General features: G+C 63.5%; 11 protein-coding genes. 7 read left to right on the top strand and 4 right to left on the bottom strand.

What is annotated here, in order from left to right:
- Nucleotides 1-20 precede the first annotated feature (20 nt).
- The 7 genes from VL15_RS14160 to VL15_RS14190 all read left to right on the top strand — a co-directional run bounded on the left by VL15_RS14160 (nt 21) and on the right by VL15_RS14190 (nt 10284).
- On the top strand, nt 21-2012 hold the full coding sequence (locus VL15_RS14160) for a hypothetical protein (RefSeq protein WP_048246257.1): 1992 nt from the start codon (nt 21-23) through the stop codon (nt 2010-2012).
- Nucleotides 2013-2229: 217 nt separating this feature from the next.
- On the top strand, nt 2230-3759 hold the full coding sequence (locus tag VL15_RS14165) for a ferritin-like domain-containing protein (protein WP_048246258.1): 1530 nt from the start codon (nt 2230-2232) through the stop codon (nt 3757-3759).
- A gap of 9 nt (nt 3760-3768) precedes the next feature.
- Nucleotides 3769-5205 (top strand): hypothetical protein, encoded by a 1437-nt coding sequence (locus VL15_RS14170; protein WP_048246259.1) that lies wholly within the window; start codon nt 3769-3771, stop codon nt 5203-5205.
- Entirely contained in the window at nt 5195-6058 is an 864-nt protein-coding gene (locus VL15_RS14175) for a hypothetical protein (RefSeq protein ID WP_048246260.1), read from the top strand. Before VL15_RS14170 ends, VL15_RS14175 begins: the two co-directional genes overlap by 11 nt.
- Nucleotides 6048-7460, top strand: coding sequence for a radical SAM/SPASM domain-containing protein (locus VL15_RS14180; RefSeq protein ID WP_048246261.1), 1413 nt, complete (start codon nt 6048-6050; stop codon nt 7458-7460). The genes VL15_RS14175 and VL15_RS14180 overlap by 11 nt, the downstream gene beginning before the upstream one ends.
- Nucleotides 7457-8992: an NAD(P)/FAD-dependent oxidoreductase gene (locus VL15_RS14185; RefSeq protein WP_048246262.1), complete on the top strand. Its 1536-nt coding sequence runs from the start codon at nt 7457-7459 to the stop codon at nt 8990-8992. Before VL15_RS14180 ends, VL15_RS14185 begins: the two co-directional genes overlap by 4 nt.
- 617 nt (nt 8993-9609) lie before the next feature.
- Nucleotides 9610-10284, top strand: a complete 675-nt coding sequence (locus VL15_RS14190; RefSeq protein WP_048246287.1) for a lytic polysaccharide monooxygenase auxiliary activity family 9 protein — start codon at nt 9610-9612, stop codon at nt 10282-10284.
- Between the two features lie 189 nt (nt 10285-10473).
- On the opposite strand, the gene VL15_RS14195 is transcribed toward VL15_RS14190, so the two are convergent.
- Genes VL15_RS14195 through VL15_RS14210 form a run of 4 tightly spaced genes read right to left on the bottom strand, consistent with a single transcriptional unit; the run spans nt 10474 to nt 15168 of the window.
- Nucleotides 10474-11820 carry a cytochrome P450 gene (locus VL15_RS14195; RefSeq protein WP_048246263.1) on the bottom strand — a complete coding sequence of 449 codons (1347 nt, stop codon included), beginning with the start codon at nt 11818-11820 and terminating at the stop codon, nt 10474-10476.
- Nucleotides 11821-11834: 14 nt separating this feature from the next.
- Nucleotides 11835-13469, bottom strand: a complete 1635-nt coding sequence (locus tag VL15_RS14200) for a Dyp-type peroxidase (RefSeq protein ID WP_048246264.1) — start codon at nt 13467-13469, stop codon at nt 11835-11837.
- On the bottom strand, nt 13466-14497 hold the full coding sequence (locus tag VL15_RS14205) for a hypothetical protein (RefSeq protein ID WP_053077639.1): 1032 nt from the start codon (nt 14495-14497) through the stop codon (nt 13466-13468). The genes VL15_RS14200 and VL15_RS14205 overlap by 4 nt, the downstream gene beginning before the upstream one ends.
- Entirely contained in the window at nt 14494-15168 is a 675-nt protein-coding gene (locus VL15_RS14210; RefSeq protein WP_048246265.1) for a hypothetical protein, read from the bottom strand. The genes VL15_RS14205 and VL15_RS14210 overlap by 4 nt, the downstream gene beginning before the upstream one ends.
- Nucleotides 15169-15251 lie beyond the last annotated feature (83 nt).

Genomic DNA, 15251 nt, shown 5'->3' on the forward strand with positions numbered 1-15251 from the left:
ATCTACGGGAGCAGGACACCATGGCAAGCAAGACCTATTCGATCTTCGGGTGTGGTGCCGCCGGTCTATACACGGCCTGGCGACTGTTGAATGGCCGGACGCGAGCGGGGGGCGATCCGCATCGGCAGTTGCAGCAGGGCGACGTCCTGGAACTCTTCGACTGGGGCAAGTACGATTTTTCGAAGGAATTTCAGGGCACCCGTGCACCCGGTGCCCGGGTCTGCACCTGGCACTACCAGAACAATCCCGACCATTCGTACCTCGAGTTGGGCGGCATGCGCTATTCGCAATGGAACGGCAACAACGACGGTAAAGCGCAGGGCCACCGGCTGGTCACGACGGTGATCGCCAAGCTCGGGCTCGACCGCTATGCCGTGCCTTTCAACGAATCGAGCAATCCCCTCTACTACCTGCGCGCCAGGAATCTCTATCAAAACGATATTTCTTCGCGCACGCCGGCGCCGTACGCAGCCAACAACTTTGCTGCCGCGACCACGCCCGACCAGGGATTCGCCGTCGTCGAAGCGTTGTCGGTCACGAGCACCAGTGGTCCGAGCACACGCAAGCAGTGGGACGCGTTTTATCAGCATGGCCGCATCACGGCCGAACTGCCGTCGAGCTCCATCTTCCAGAAAGGCGATTTGCTCAAGGACGTCGGTTATTGGAACCTGATGTACGACCAGCTCGGCTCGGAAGGCTATCAGTACGCCGCGGACGGCAACGGATACTCGTCCAACGTGATCAACTGGAATGCCGCGGTCGCCTTCGAGGCAAACAACGAATTCACGCCGGGCAATCAGTACATGACGCTGACGACCGGCTACTCGGGCATGTTTCACGCATTGTTTGCGGCCATCGAGCAGTTGGCGAGGCAGCGAGGCGTCACGCTTCAGTACTACCCGAACCAGCGGCTGCGCTCCATCCATGTCGATGACGGCGTCGTCCATTACACGATCGCGAAGCGGGAAGATCCCTACCGGGAGGCGGCCCGTCAGACCACGTCGGCCGCCTGGCTGGCCATGCCGCGCGCGGCGCTCGAACAGGTTGCCCAGGGCTCCCGCTATGACGATCGGGGCGGACTGGACGTCCTGAACGACCAGAAGGTCAAGCTCTATCTCGAGTCGGCCATCATGCAACCGTCTTACAAGGTCGGCATGTTCTTCGAGAATGAATGGTGGTTGGACCCGGTTACGCCCTATCCGCCAAAGATCGACGGTTATGAAGTAACGGATGCCGTGATCGCGTCGCTCAAGGAGCAGGACTTTCCGCCCGTGTTCGTGCAGGCGATGTCCGGTTCGGACACGATCCTGAATGTCCAGTTCGCGAGCGCCGACGAGCTGGTCAAGGCTGTGGAACAAGCTGCCGACGAGCGGATGACCGTCAAACAGGAAACGTTGCTGCTCGCCGTCGCAAAGCGCAACACCATGGGACCGAGCGTGACCGACACGCCGATCCGCATGGTGGTCTATTTCGGCAATAACGCGGCTGACAAGAATACAAAGCCGGTCTACGGCCTGCTGGCTTCCTACGACGACGAAACCTTCACGACGTTTTGGCGCGAGCTGGAGCTCGGGCCGAACGAAGAGCGGCATGTGCCGATCGCCGACGATATCCAACCGCTGATCGGGCCGCGCAAGGTGCCCGACAGAATGGTCAAGATGCTGCGAAAGCAGCTGGCGGAATTGCACTTTGGGCCGAACTCGGACTTTGCGGACGTGCCCGAGCCGCTCGAGGCGGCCTATGTCGACTGGTCGCTGCCGCCGTTCCGTGCGGGCTACCACGCGTGGGCTGCGCACTACGACGTTGCCGACGTCCAGCAAAAAATACGCAAGCCGTCGCAGCTGATCGACGGCAAGGATGCGCCCGTCTTTATCGTAGGGGAGTGCTACTCAAACGATCAGGCCTGGGTGGAAGGCGCCTATTGCACGGCGGAATCGGTGCTCAACGATTTCTTCGACATCGAGCCGTTGATTGATGATTCCGAATACCCGTTCATCTGTCAGCCAATCTGATTGTTCGGCGCATGCGGTCGCAGCTAAACGTGCCGCGGATCTCTACGGAGAGCCGGAGCCGAGAAAGACGAGCGGGAGGGGCGGTGACGCGCCCGCTCGAACGACCGCGCGGCTAGTCGAAAGACGTTTGGCGCGCATCGATACCGAAGTACCAGCCATTCCCTGTAGTTCTGCACGACCCTCTTTTTCAGACGTAGGTAATAAATAAGGAGCGGCAATGCAATCTCTCAGATTGTGGCGGCATCTCGCGCCCGGCGGTTCATCCCTGGAGCGGCTTGCGCCTGGCGAGCCGGTCGCCGAAGACTATTCCATCAAGCATCTGCTCGAGCATGAGCTCTCGACGCGCGACTACGTCACCTATCTGCTGTCCATCGACGCGGAAATCGAGCATTGCCTGATGGTGCAGTATCTGTACGCCGGCTATTCGCTGGGCGGGCCGCAGGTGCCGGAGGCGTTTCGCGACACGGTCCGCAATTGGCAGGAAACCATCCTCGGCATCGCCAAGGAGGAGATGGGCCACCTGATCACGGTGCAGAACGTGCTGCGTCTGATCGGCTCGCCGTTGCATTTCGAGCGTGACGATTATCCGTGGGATACGCCGTTCTATCCGTTCCCTTTCATGCTCGAACCGCTGACGCTGGATTCGCTAGCGAAATACGTCTATACGGAGGCGCCGCTCCATTGGGACGGCGGCGAGCTGGGCAAGGATATCCGTCGACGCGTCGGAGAGCAGGTATCCAGGCCTCATCAGGTCGCCGAGCTGTTTCATACGCTGATTCCGCTCGTCAGGGACCACCTGCCCGACGATGTGTTCCAGGCCGACACCTACCGCTGCCAGGCGGATTTCGCCGAATGGGGACGCGGGTACAAGGGCGGCCACAGGGGCAGCGGCGGCGGTCGCTCTCTAGGCGGAACGCCGGACGTGCTCGTGATGCCCGCCACTTCGCGCGACGACGCGGTGAGCGCGCTGGATAAAATCTCCAAGCAAGGGGAGGCGCCCCACGGCAAGGATCCCTCGCATTTCGTGCGCTTTTTGCGGATCTATGTCGAGATGCGCGCGGTCCTCGAAGGCGAGCTGTGCGGCGTCGACATCTGGCTTGCCGCACGCCCCGACGACTTTCTCGAAGAAGCGTGGACGGAAGCCTATCCGGCAGCGGCGGCCGAGCTGCACGCGGCGAAGGTAGACGACACCTGGCGGCCTTCGCGGCCCGTCGCGGTCAATCCCTACGTGGCGCTCGACCCCGAGCTCGAGCCGGAGCAGGGCGGCGCACCCGTGACGCCCATCACCGAGCCGGTGACCCAGCTGTGGGCGTCGCTGTTCAACCTGCGCTACCGCATGCTGCTGCAGTACCTGATCCACAGCTTCACGCTCTACGGCGGGCTCAATGCGGCCGGGCAGTTCACGCCGCGCGGCACGATCGTCAATGCGGCGTTCGGCGAGATGTACAACCTGCGCGCGCTCTCGGAGATCCTGATGCAGTCGCGCGTGTCGATTGAGCCGGACGCGTCGCTCGCGGGGCCGCCGTTCCAGATGCCCTATACGCTCAACAGCCCGTTCGGCGAGGCAAATCGCTGGCGCGGGCACCTCGATCTGCTCGCGGCCTCGGAGAACCTCGTGGTGGCCTTGCTGGCCAAGACCGATGCCGCGCGCCATCCGTATTTGCTCAGTCTGCGCGAAGCCGACAGGAACCTGGCCGCTGTCGCCAGGCGCATCCTGTCCGGCGACGTCGACCTGGCGCTACTCTAGGAGCCGCACATGCCGATACTGGAACTCCGGATTTTGCCGCCCATCGCGGTCGGCAGGCTGGGCGCTGCGGCGACGCCGCTGGAAGCGTTCGACCTCGTCGTCGATCCCGACAACCCGCTCGACTTTCGACGCATCGTGCCGTGCACCACGCTGGAGGTGGATCCCGAAAGCGGCGAGATCGTGAAGGCCTATGTGCCCGACACGATTCGCTTCAAGGACGAGAACAGGAAGGTGCGGCCTGTCGCGCCTTTTCTCGAAGTGTTTGCGCGCACGAGCGAGGCGCCCGATACGCTGCAGCCGCTCACGCTGCAATTGCTCGCGATGGAACAACTCGATCTCGACGCGCTGCATTGGGATATCCATCTGGGCAACATCAAGATCTACCGCCGCACCAACGACGCGAACGACAAGATCCACGCGAACCTGACCGGCCTCAAGGATCACAAGCGGCACGCGATGCAAGGCCATTGCGAACACTTTCGCCAGGGGCGGTATCTTCCGCTTGGCTACGTCCAGTTCGTCAAGCCGACGGCGCAGTTCCCCGAGATCCGCCTGCGCTACACCCCTGCCGCCGGTATCGTGTACGGCACGCGGCTGGTGCGCCGCACCTCGGACAAGGAAAGCGAAGACAAGCTGAAGCTCGATCCCGTCATCGATCGCGACGATCTCCTGCTCTACGCCGAGACGCCCGGCAAGTGGCTCGGCTTCAAGGAGGCGGGTGGCCCCACGAAGGAGCATCCCGCGCCGACCAACCCCGCGCAGATTTTTGCCGGATACGCCGACAAGGATGGCAATCAAGTCAGCTGGGGTTATCTCGACGACGAATGCGATGGCCACGTGCAAGTCGTGCTGACGAGGAAGGACGGCTCCACGCTGCGCGCGCACGGCTATATCGGCGCCGGGCCGCCGGCCTATGCGCCCGATACCTTGCCGGTGCGCGTGGTGTCTGACGAGATGGAACAGATTCTCCACGGCATCCACGTCGCGGAAGAGAGCGTATCGATCGACGAAGCCACGGAGATCGTCCTGCGTGCGCTCGAAACGATCCGCCTCATGAACACCGCCGTCATGAACGGCAACCCGGTCAACGGAAGGCTCAACGTCGCGAGCACGATGGTGCGACAGAACACGGCCGACTTCGAGCGCTATTACGAGCCGATCGCCGCCGAATCGATCGTCGACAATCTCGCGCTGCGTGCGCTGCACGAGCGCGTGTTCAGCACGCTGGCGGCGGGTGGCGCGCCGTGGTTCGCCAAGCTGCTGCGCCAGCCCGAGGAGATCGGCGACCTGACCGCCGAGGGCTTGCGCAAGATGCCGGCCCTGATGCGCGGGGCGGATGGCCGCAGCCTGACGCTCACGCGCCGGCACATCAACCTGGTGATCAAGGCGGCGCGAGACGCGATGTTCGGACAACCTGATCCGAAGGGAGACAAGCATGTCGGCTAACGATCCGAACGTTCCGAAAGACCTCGAACAGCCCGGCAACGGGGAGATCCGCGCGTCCAACCTGACCGCGCAGATTCACCATCGCGGCGTGGGCAACCCGGCCTCGGCGCTGCCGCGCACGGCGATTTCGAATTGCTTCCCGGGCCTGGAGTTCGATTTCCGCAATTTCTGGCGGCGCGCATTCGTCGGCATCACCCTGGTCGAGAACAACAACTACGTCGTCGATGCGGAGCCGGGCTACGAGCATCTCAAGACGCGCCGCCTGCTGAGCTTCGACGGCCACAAGGTCGGCACGATGGTCCTCACGAAAGGGCCGGTGCTGCCAGGCGGGGATCCTGTCACGCTGGCGAGCGTGCCCAATCCCAATGCGGTGTCGTTCATGGAGTGGTCGAACTCCATCGCCCGCATCGTGCATTTGCAGGGCAAGCCGGTCGAATGCGAATTCACGGCTCACGAGAACGCCCTGGAAGAGGTGTACTACGTCCAAGGCAAAACCGAGACCCTGAAGGCGACGCTCACGCTGAGGCACTTTTTCGAGGGCGACACCGCCAGCTTCAACCCCGAGATGTTGAAACCGGGCGAGCTGACGCAAGGCCTCTGCGCGCCCTGGCAGAACGACTATCGCGAATGCGCGTGCTACTACTGGGCCGCGTCGCGACCCGACTTCGTCAATGTCGAGCCGGGCGACGACGGGCTGGCGCGCGGCGACATGTGGCTCTCCAAGCGCCGCACGGGCACGTACGTGCCGGACAATCGCGTCGACACGCGGTTGTGGTCCTACGACGATCTGTTCCGGTCCTGGCAGGAGGATCTTCAGTTCGTGATCCGCGGCAAGGATGCCGATGAAACCTGATCGCGCCGTCGAGCCGCTCGCGCCGCTGGCGTCGGCGATGGCGGCGCGCATCGTCGAGGCGTCGCGCCCGCGGCATCCCGGGATCCACGTGGTCGAGGATGCGGAGGGCGCGCAACTGTTGCTCGTGAACGGAAGCCGCCTGTTTCATGTGCCGCACGATCTGCATGACGCGTTTCAGGCGGCGCTCGAGGACGGGGATGCGCAGGCCGTCGCGTCGCTGGTCGCGAGCCGCGGGCTCGACATGCGCCCGGCGATCGACGACGAGCCTTTGACCGAGATGCCGGTGCACGCGTTGTCGCTTGCCGTCGCGCAGAAATGCAATCTCGGCTGCACCTATTGCTACGCCCAGCAAGGGGAATTTGGCGGCAAGGCGAAGAACATGCCGCTCGAAACCGCGCTTGCGGCAGTCGATCTGCTGATCGATCAGGCGAGCGAGGGCGGCAAGATCAATCTTGCATTCATGGGCGGTGAGCCGCTCGCCAATCGCGCGGTGCTGCGCGCGGCGACGGTCCACGCGCGGGAGCGCGCCGATGCCCGCGGAATCCGCTGCCAATTTTCAGTGACGACGAACGGCAGTCTGCTGCAGGAAGACGACGGGGCGTTCTTCGAAGAGCACGGCTTCGCTGTCACCGTCAGCCTCGACGGCCCCGCGCCCGTGCATGACCGCTTGCGTCCGTTCAAGGGCGGCATGGGCTCGTTCAATCACATCGTCGAGCGCGTGACGCCGTTGCTTGCGCGCCAGCGGCGCATGCAGGTCTCGGCGCGCGTGACCGTCACACCGTTCAATCTCGACTTGCCGAGCACGCTCGATACTTTCGTCGACATGGGGTTCCACAGCGTCGGCTTCTCGCCGCTGCTGCGCGCTTCGAACGGCCGCGCGGAAATGGGCCCGGACGATATGGCAGACATGCTGCAAGGGATGATCGCCTGCGGGCTCGCGTTCGAGCAAAAGGTCATGCGCGGGGAGCGCTACCCGTTCTCGAACATGCAGAACGCGCTGCGCGAAATCCAGCGCGGTACGCATCGGCCGTATCCGTGCGGCGCGGGGGCGGGGTATTTCGGCGTCTCCGCCGATGGCGAGCTGGCGGCGTGCCACCGCTTCGTCGGCGACGAGGCCGGCGTCATGGGGCATCTCTCCACGGGCGTCGATCAGGCGCGCCAGACGATCTGGCTCGCCGAGCGTCACGTGCACAAGCAACAGCCCTGCAATGCATGCTGGGCGCGCTATCTTTGCGGCGGCGGATGCCATCACGAGGTCGTCGAGCGCGGACGCAGCGCCTGCGATTACATCCGCGGCTGGCTGCACTATGCAATCGGCGCGCACGGCAGGCTCGCGCGCTATGCGCCGGCCTGGTTTGCCGGTTCGCCTGGCGCGTCGTCTGGTGGTGCGGGAACGGCGTGAATCGCACGTTCGACATGCTCGTGATCGGCGCAGGTCCCGCTGGCCTGTGCGTGGCGCTTCGCTTGAACCATCTCGGGCATCGCGTGCTGCTCGTCGAGCGAAGCCCGCTATGGCCTCGTCCGCAGATCGGGGAAGCGGTGACGCCGGGTGTCAGAAACATCATCGACTACCTCGACGCGGACGAGGTGCTCGAATCCGTTCCGATCCTCGCAGGCAAGCCCACGAGCGTACGTTGGACGAGCGTATCGATCGAGACGGTGGCGCATGACGGCGCCGTCGTGGAGCGTGCCGCATTCGATGCGGCGCTGCTGCGCCTGGCCGTGGCGCGCGGCGTGGAAGTGCTGCGGCCGGCGAGCGTCGCGCAAGTCGACGGAGCGCCCGGTGCCTGGCGCGTGCAAATCGCTACGCCCGACGGGCTGCGGAACGTCGAGGCGCACGTGCTGCTCGATGCCCAGGGCCGGCAGAGCCGGCGCGAGCCGCAGCGCTTGCGCGCGCCTCGGCTGTCCACGGTATGGGCCGAAGCCGCGATGGAAACACCGGCTGCGCATGCCGATGCCGCCACGCGCGTGGAAGCGCTCGATGACGGATGGATGTGGGGCGCTGCGCTGCCGGGCGGCCGTTACCGCGTGATGTTCACGTTCGATCCCTCCGCGCGGGACGACGCGCTCGAACGCGAGCCGGAGTCTGTCTTGCGCAACGCCTGCACGCGAAGCGCGTTGTTCAAGGACATTGCAGGTTTGCCTTGGTGCGATTCGCCGCGCATGTGCGTATCGACGCCCTACGTCGACGCGCTCTCCTGGCAGGACGGACGCATCAAGCTCGGCGACGCGGCCTTCGCGCTCGACCCGATCTCGTCCTCGGGCGTCGAGAAGGCGATGCGCTTCTCGCTCCAGGCCGCTATCGCGATCAACACGTGGTGCCGGGCAAGCGATGCGTCGGAGCGCGAACTGGCGCAGCGCTTTTACGAATCGCGCCTGATCGAAAGCGCGGCGCGTCACCTCGCATGGACGGCCGGGTACTACCGTCAGGCATGGTGCGCCGAGTCGCCTTTCTGGCGGCTGCGCTCGACGCCCGCATTGACGTCCGATACGGTTGCGATGGCCTCGCTCGGCGACGAAACCGCGGCGCGCGTAGACCTCATGACGCACGCGCTGCAAGACGAATTGGCGCACGTGCCGTCGAACCAGCCCCAGCCCGGCGAGCCCGCGCCTCCGTTGCCCTTGCACAGTCCGATCCGCTTCGCCCGCGATACCGGCATTGTCGTGGTGCCTTGCGCGACCGGCGACCGTGTCACCGCGCATCCCGCCTTGCAGCATCCGAGTCTTGATCGACCCGTCGCGTTCTGGAATGGCGTGGCGCTGTTTCCGCTCCTCGACATGCTGACGCGGGCAACGCATCCGCTCGAGCTGATTGCGTTTCTCGGCAGATCGATGGAAGCGGCCAGGGCGCAACAGCTGCTCGAATGGCTGTGGAGCAAGCAAATGGTCGAGCCCGCTGTCTTCAGCGGCGGGAATACCTATCCAGCCTCATAGGATTCCTGCAGATCTCACAAAGATAAGATCCACTGCAAAAGCTATCGCAAAAATAACCAGGAGGAGCCACCCATGAATACTCGGCGCGCTTTTCTCATCGTGTCCGCTGTGATACTTTGGGGCAACAATAAATACTAATATGGTATGCGATTATTGATGATCTCGATCCAATTCAAATATTAATCAACTAATAAAATCATTGAAAAACGAAGGCGATCATGCCGGTGTCCTTCGAACACGAAATGTCGAGATCGATCATTCACGATCGTCAAACACCAAAATCCGCGTTACATCAGGGCTGACGAACGAAGCATTCTGAAAATGGATGTTTCGATGTCGCGAATCAAAAAAATTATCAATGAGGGAAGTTTATTTTTCCGATCTTTACGGATAAGGTTTGACTCGGTGAAAGTGATTTGTCAGGAAGCATGGCGATTAATCATCGCTTGCCGCGGTTTCATTCGACCGTCGCTTTTGCCGATCAGCGTGCGCGACGACGCGTCGACAGGAATCTCTACCCGGGATCATGCGACAGGCTCGATGTGCGCATATCCGTTTCGACATCAATGCCATGAGGGCTCATGAACAAGATCATCCGCAGATACGTTGCTTCCGTCATGCCATGCTCGCTGGCCGGCGTGGCACTGCTGGTCGCGGCGGCCGGTGCTCACGCGCACGGCCGTTTGACCGAACCGCCTTCGCGCATCGTGCTGTGCACGCAAGGCCAGAATCCGAACTGCCCTGTCGACGCCTGGCACGCGAACGCGATGGAGAACGGCAAGTTCTTCCCCGCGACGCAAAGCGGCCTGTCAGATCCGTTCGCGCCGGACGACGCGAAGAATGCCGCACCACCGAAGGACGGCGAAATCGCCGGCGCCAGCACGAATGGCCCGCTGCCCGTGCTGAACGAGCAGTCGCCGGGCCGCTGGCAGAAGATCCCGCTACGGCCGGGCGCGGTGCAGAATTTCAAATGGGAATTCAGCGCCGTGCACAAGACGCGTCGCTGGAACTACTTCATTACACGCGCCGACTGGAACCCGTCGGACAAGCTGACGCGCGCGCAGTTCGAGCCCACGCCATTCTGCACGATCCAGAATCCCGGCCAGCCACACTGGGACCCGAACGCGAACCTGGTGCCACAGCAGCCGACCATTCACCAATGCCAGCTGCCGATGCGTAGCGGCTACCACGTCATCCTTGCGGTCTGGGAGGTCGCGGATACGGCGATGGCGTTCTATCAGGTCGTCGACGCGGTGTTCACCAATGGCGATACGACACGCAGCCCGTTCTGATACTGCCGCGACATGACGCGCCCGGCGATGCCCGGGGCGTCATGAATTGAAGAACGCGCTCAGCGCGGCCGGAACGATCGCGGCTCACCCGTTTCGTTGACCGAATCGTTGTCGGTCCGACACCATGCTTAGGCGTTCAACAGCTGCAGCCGCCATCCTGACTTTCCCCGTAGCAGCTCAATTGTTGGTTCATCGCATGACCGTGAAATGTTGCGGGAACGGCGTTTCGGTATCCGGCCGCCCCGCAGTGCCGTCGGCGCGCGCCAGCGGCGCGCCTGCCAACAGCGGCGTCATCAGCGCCGGAATGATGGCGCGATTGATCGCATCGCCAAAGCAGCGATGCAGGCCATAGCCCCACAGGATATAGATGTCCCAGGGCCGGTCGGTGCGGAACGCGTCCGGATCGTCGACCACGGCCGCATCGAACATCGCGGACAGGTTCGACGCGAACACCATCGCGCCTTTCTTCACCTGGCACGCGCGCGTCGTGCCCGACGCGATCTCGCAGTCACGCGTTGCGCGACGATAGATCACCGGATTGACCGGATTGAACCGCAGCGCCTCGAAAAGGATCGAGCCGACCGCCTGCTCGTCGCCGCGCGCCGCCGCGGCCTGGGCCTGCGCGAGCATGTCCGGATGATCGAGCAGCACGTCGAGCGCCTGCACGCACGCCTTCGAAATGGTCGGAATCGCGCCAATCACGAGGCCGATCATGTTGTTGCGAATACCGGCGCCGCCGAATCCGCCCGCGCCGGCATCGCGCAGTGCCACCGCGCGCTTCAGCACGGTGACGGGGCCGCCGGGGTTCGCGTCGAGCTTGGCGATCGCCGCATCGATCGCGCCCAGGCATTGGCCGGCGTAATCGAGCGCCTTGCTTTCCACCACCGGATCGCCTTGCAGATCGGCGAACAGATACCAGAACATCGCGGTCGTCCATTCGACGAGATCGGGAACGGACGCGGTATCGACGCCGAAATACTCCCGCACCATCAGTGCGGGCACGACCGTGGTCAGCACCTGCGGCAGATCGATCTCGTGAGGATGCGCGGCCACGATCCGCCGGGCCGCATCGCGCGCCTTCGGGACGATGATGTCGATCACGTCGCCGCGCTGCGCGGCGAGTCGCATGATCGACGCGTTGAGCTGATACTCGGCGCCATCCTGCATCCCGAGGAAGAAATTCGGGCCGCCAGTGATCTTGCACATCCTCGGCTCGTAGACGACCTCGAAGTCGCCTTGCCGATCGAGCACCTCGCGCACGTCCGCCGCCAGGGTGACGATGACCGACCCGTCGCACGGATAGGCGGTGACGAACGTCTTGTCCGTGGCGATATTGGGCGCGAACGCGCGCAGCGACGTGAATATCGAGCGCAGGCCGGCAGGATCGGTCAGCACGGCTTTCAGCCGCGCCGCGAGATCGCCGCTGCCGCTCGCGAGCTTCGCCGCGATCTCGTCGCCGGCGAGCACACCCTTGCCCAGCGAGTGGGCTTCGAGCGCGATTGCATGGAACAGGTTCGATGCAAAGGCAAAGGACATCGGCGCGCTCCGCGTCAGGTAGGATCGGTCAGGCCCATGCCGATCAGGCGCAATGCCGTCATGCTGGGCATGAAGAAGTAGTCGCCGCCGCGCGCCTCGACAAAGTTCGGGATGCCGCTCGCGATGAACGGCGGATTGCCCGATTTCGGATCGGCCGCGATCACGTAACGCGCATTCGGCGCATGACTGCCGACGAGCGGGCAGGTGTCGTTGCCGAGATTGAAATCGAGGCCGTAGTTCAGCCATTGCTGCTGAACGAACTCGAACTGGCGCGACAGGTTCGCGCAGACCGCCAGCATGACGATCCCGTGCTCGCCGTGGGCGTCGTCCTGGCTGCCGTATGGAAGACCGCGGCGCAGGATGCGCCGGCGGTTGTTGAGCGCGGACCCGGCACGGTTGACCGGATTGTCGTCGCCGACGTGCGGATCGAGCAGGTCGCGCGTGTTCATGCGGCGCGTATGCGCGCCCATTGGGCAGCGCAGGCCATCGAGATCGCCGCGATAGACGAAATCGACCAGGCGGCGCGCCCGTTCCGGATTGAGCTCGCCTGGTTTGTCCTTGTCGAAAAGCGGGTATTGGGCGTTGAAGGCCTGCCATTCGGCAAAGGTCGACGCCGCCATCAGCGGCACCCCGTCCTGCCAGCGGCCGGCCATTTTTGCCATCAGTGTCTGCTTCGCTTCGTCTTGCGACCCGAGGCGCCAAAGCCCATTCAGCTGGTCCGCCGTCTTGTCGATCCAGCCGTGAAAACCGCTCACGTCCTGATGCAGCTTGCGATACGCGAAGAACGTTCCGTTGCGGCTGAAATCGAGCGGCATCGCGGCGCCGGGGATTTCCTGCGCTTCATCCGGCCAACCCAGCAGGAACTCGCCGCGCGCGAGCGGCGACCAGTTGCCTTGGCCATCCACCTTGCCCTGGCCGACGGCCGCTTCCATCGCGACCTTCCTGTTGCCGGGCACCTGCCCGTCGAAGACCGGATCGCTGATCGCGTCGGTAAAGCCGAAATGCTCGTCGGGCGTCGCCACGATCTTGCCGTCGAATTCCCGGGTGATCGCGGACAGATCCTGCCAGCGTTCGTCCGAGCCACGATGACCCACGCACAGGGCAACGCCGCTGTCGGCATGTTTGCACCAGTCGATGATCTCGTCGGTGACCGTCTGCAAACCGGGAACAGCGGTGCCGTCATCCCGCATCCGCGCATTGAGCATCACGAGAATGTGCGGCTGGTTCCTTGGGTCCTTCGTTTCCGACTGGTTCCAGACCGGGTCCCAGTCGGTCGCGTCGTCGCTGAGGATCGATGCGCGTGCGGCCATGCCGTCGATGAAATCGTCGGGCATTCCGCGCAGCGTGCGCGTCGGCACGCCGAGCGCGACCAGCCCCCAGAACGTGAATGCGAGGTTGATCGTCACGTCCGGCCGCTCCACCGAGACCTTGCCCGTGGGCCTCAACGTGGGATGACGAAGGGAAGGCCATCGCATCGCGGTGGTCGCTTTCCGGCGCATATGCTCGACGAACGCGCGTCCTCTGGCGGCGCTACGCACGTTGAGCAGCATGAAGCGTCCTTTCGGAAAGCCCTGACGGCCATATGCGGTGAGGATGTTGCCCTGGATATCGGCGAGATCGAGATCGACGTCGTACTGTTGCTCTGTCATGACTGGGTCACCCCTGGTGCCTCGTTCGAGTTGGCCATGGCGGCGGCGGGAACGGTTGCCCTGACGCTCGGGCTGACTGGAACGTCGGTGTCGATGACGCCCGGCGGCTGGGTCGGGCTCTCGATGTCAGTGGGGCGGTGCGCGTTGAGGAAATCGCCGAACGCCGCGTGAAGCCTCGCCGGATCGTCGCCTTGGTGATCGATCGCGAAGCGCGCGAAATTCTGTTGGAGATACAACGACTTCAGCACCGAGCGCAGATCGGAGAACGGCGCGGTATCGAACGGTACCTCACCGCACTTCATCACGTACCGATAAGCGCCGTAGATGCCCAACGCGAGCGCTACGGGCAGCGCGAGCCATGCCAATTTGCCCGCCACCATCGCTACGATGAGCGTCACCACCAGCGTGAAAATCGCGATCGCCGCGCCAATCTTCGGAATCGAAATCGACCGCGACAGGAATGGCGGCGTCGTGATCCAGTAATCGTTGAACGGCATCGTCGTTTCGACCTGGCAGCGTTTGATGTAATGCGCGAATTCGTCGCCGGTGCCGACGGTCTCGAAGCCGTAGCAATGTCGATAGACCGCGCTCAGCTCGTCGCGCATCACATTCCACAAGCTGACGAGATAATCGTGCAGGCCGCCGTCGTTGTCGCTGGCGTGACTGGGCGCGGGGTCGAAATCCACGCTCAGGAGCAGCCACGACGTCGACAGGTTGTCGACGTGCTGATCCTCGAGAAGATTGGTTTTCCGGATCGCGTCGACGAGCGAGTCGACCGGCACGCGACCGTTGAAGGCCGGCTGGTCAATCACCGCGAAGCGGGCGAAGTGCGTGCTGTGGGAGCGCGAGAACGGGCTGTTACGACCGCCGGCCTCGCATGCCTTACTTTGCATCGCAGTCGGCAGGGTGGCGAGCACCTGACGCAGCGACGACGTGGGCGACGTCACGTTGCCGTCGTTGTCCTTCCACGGCTCGACCCGAACCGGCGACAGCACGGTAAGGAAATAATGACCACCGTCGAGGTTCATGATTGGGTGCCTCCTGCCTTGCTCTTGGGCCAGGCCCGATCGACGAAGGGCTGGCGGTTGGTATCGGCGTTGGCCGTGTCGTTCGACGCGACGGGCGCGAAGCCGTGCGTGCCGAGATCGTTCTGTACGGCCACGAGCATCGCGCGATAGGCTTGCGCAAAAGCATCGGGGGACAACGTCGCATATTGATTCGCGAGCGTGACCAGATTCGACCGCACACGCAATGCGGCCTTGATGTCGCGTTGAGCGGCGCCGGGCGTTGCGTTGTAGTAGTAGTCGGTATCGATCTGATTCGCGCGAATGTAATTCTTGAACGGCGTGATCGGAATGGAATGCGGATATTTGGTGCTGGCATACCAGAACAGGTCAAGGCCACCCGGAATGCCGTCCGAGAAGGCGTCGATGTACTGATCCCAGGTGCCGTTGAAGTTGCTGATGAACAGCATGTAATCGTTTTTCAGATCGGACTTGGGCTGGCCGAGATCGGGCCAGTCTTTTCGGCGGATGATGGCCCAGCGCGCAAAATGGATGATCGATAGACCGATCAGTCCGGTCAGCGTGGCGGGCAGCGCCCGCGCGATCATGAAGATGAATCGGTTGATCCACGTCCGATGCGGTGGCATCGGCGTCACGACGTTCATGCCATAGGCCTTGCCAGCAACATTCGACATGCCCCGTCTCCCGTCAGGCCCTCACCGGCGCGATCGCGGAACGGGGAGGTTGGTCGTTTGCTTTTTCGGCGGACAGGCTTTGG

The organism is Burkholderia cepacia (genome assembly GCF_001039005.1).
GTDB lineage: Bacteria > Pseudomonadota > Gammaproteobacteria > Burkholderiales > Burkholderiaceae > Burkholderia > Burkholderia theae.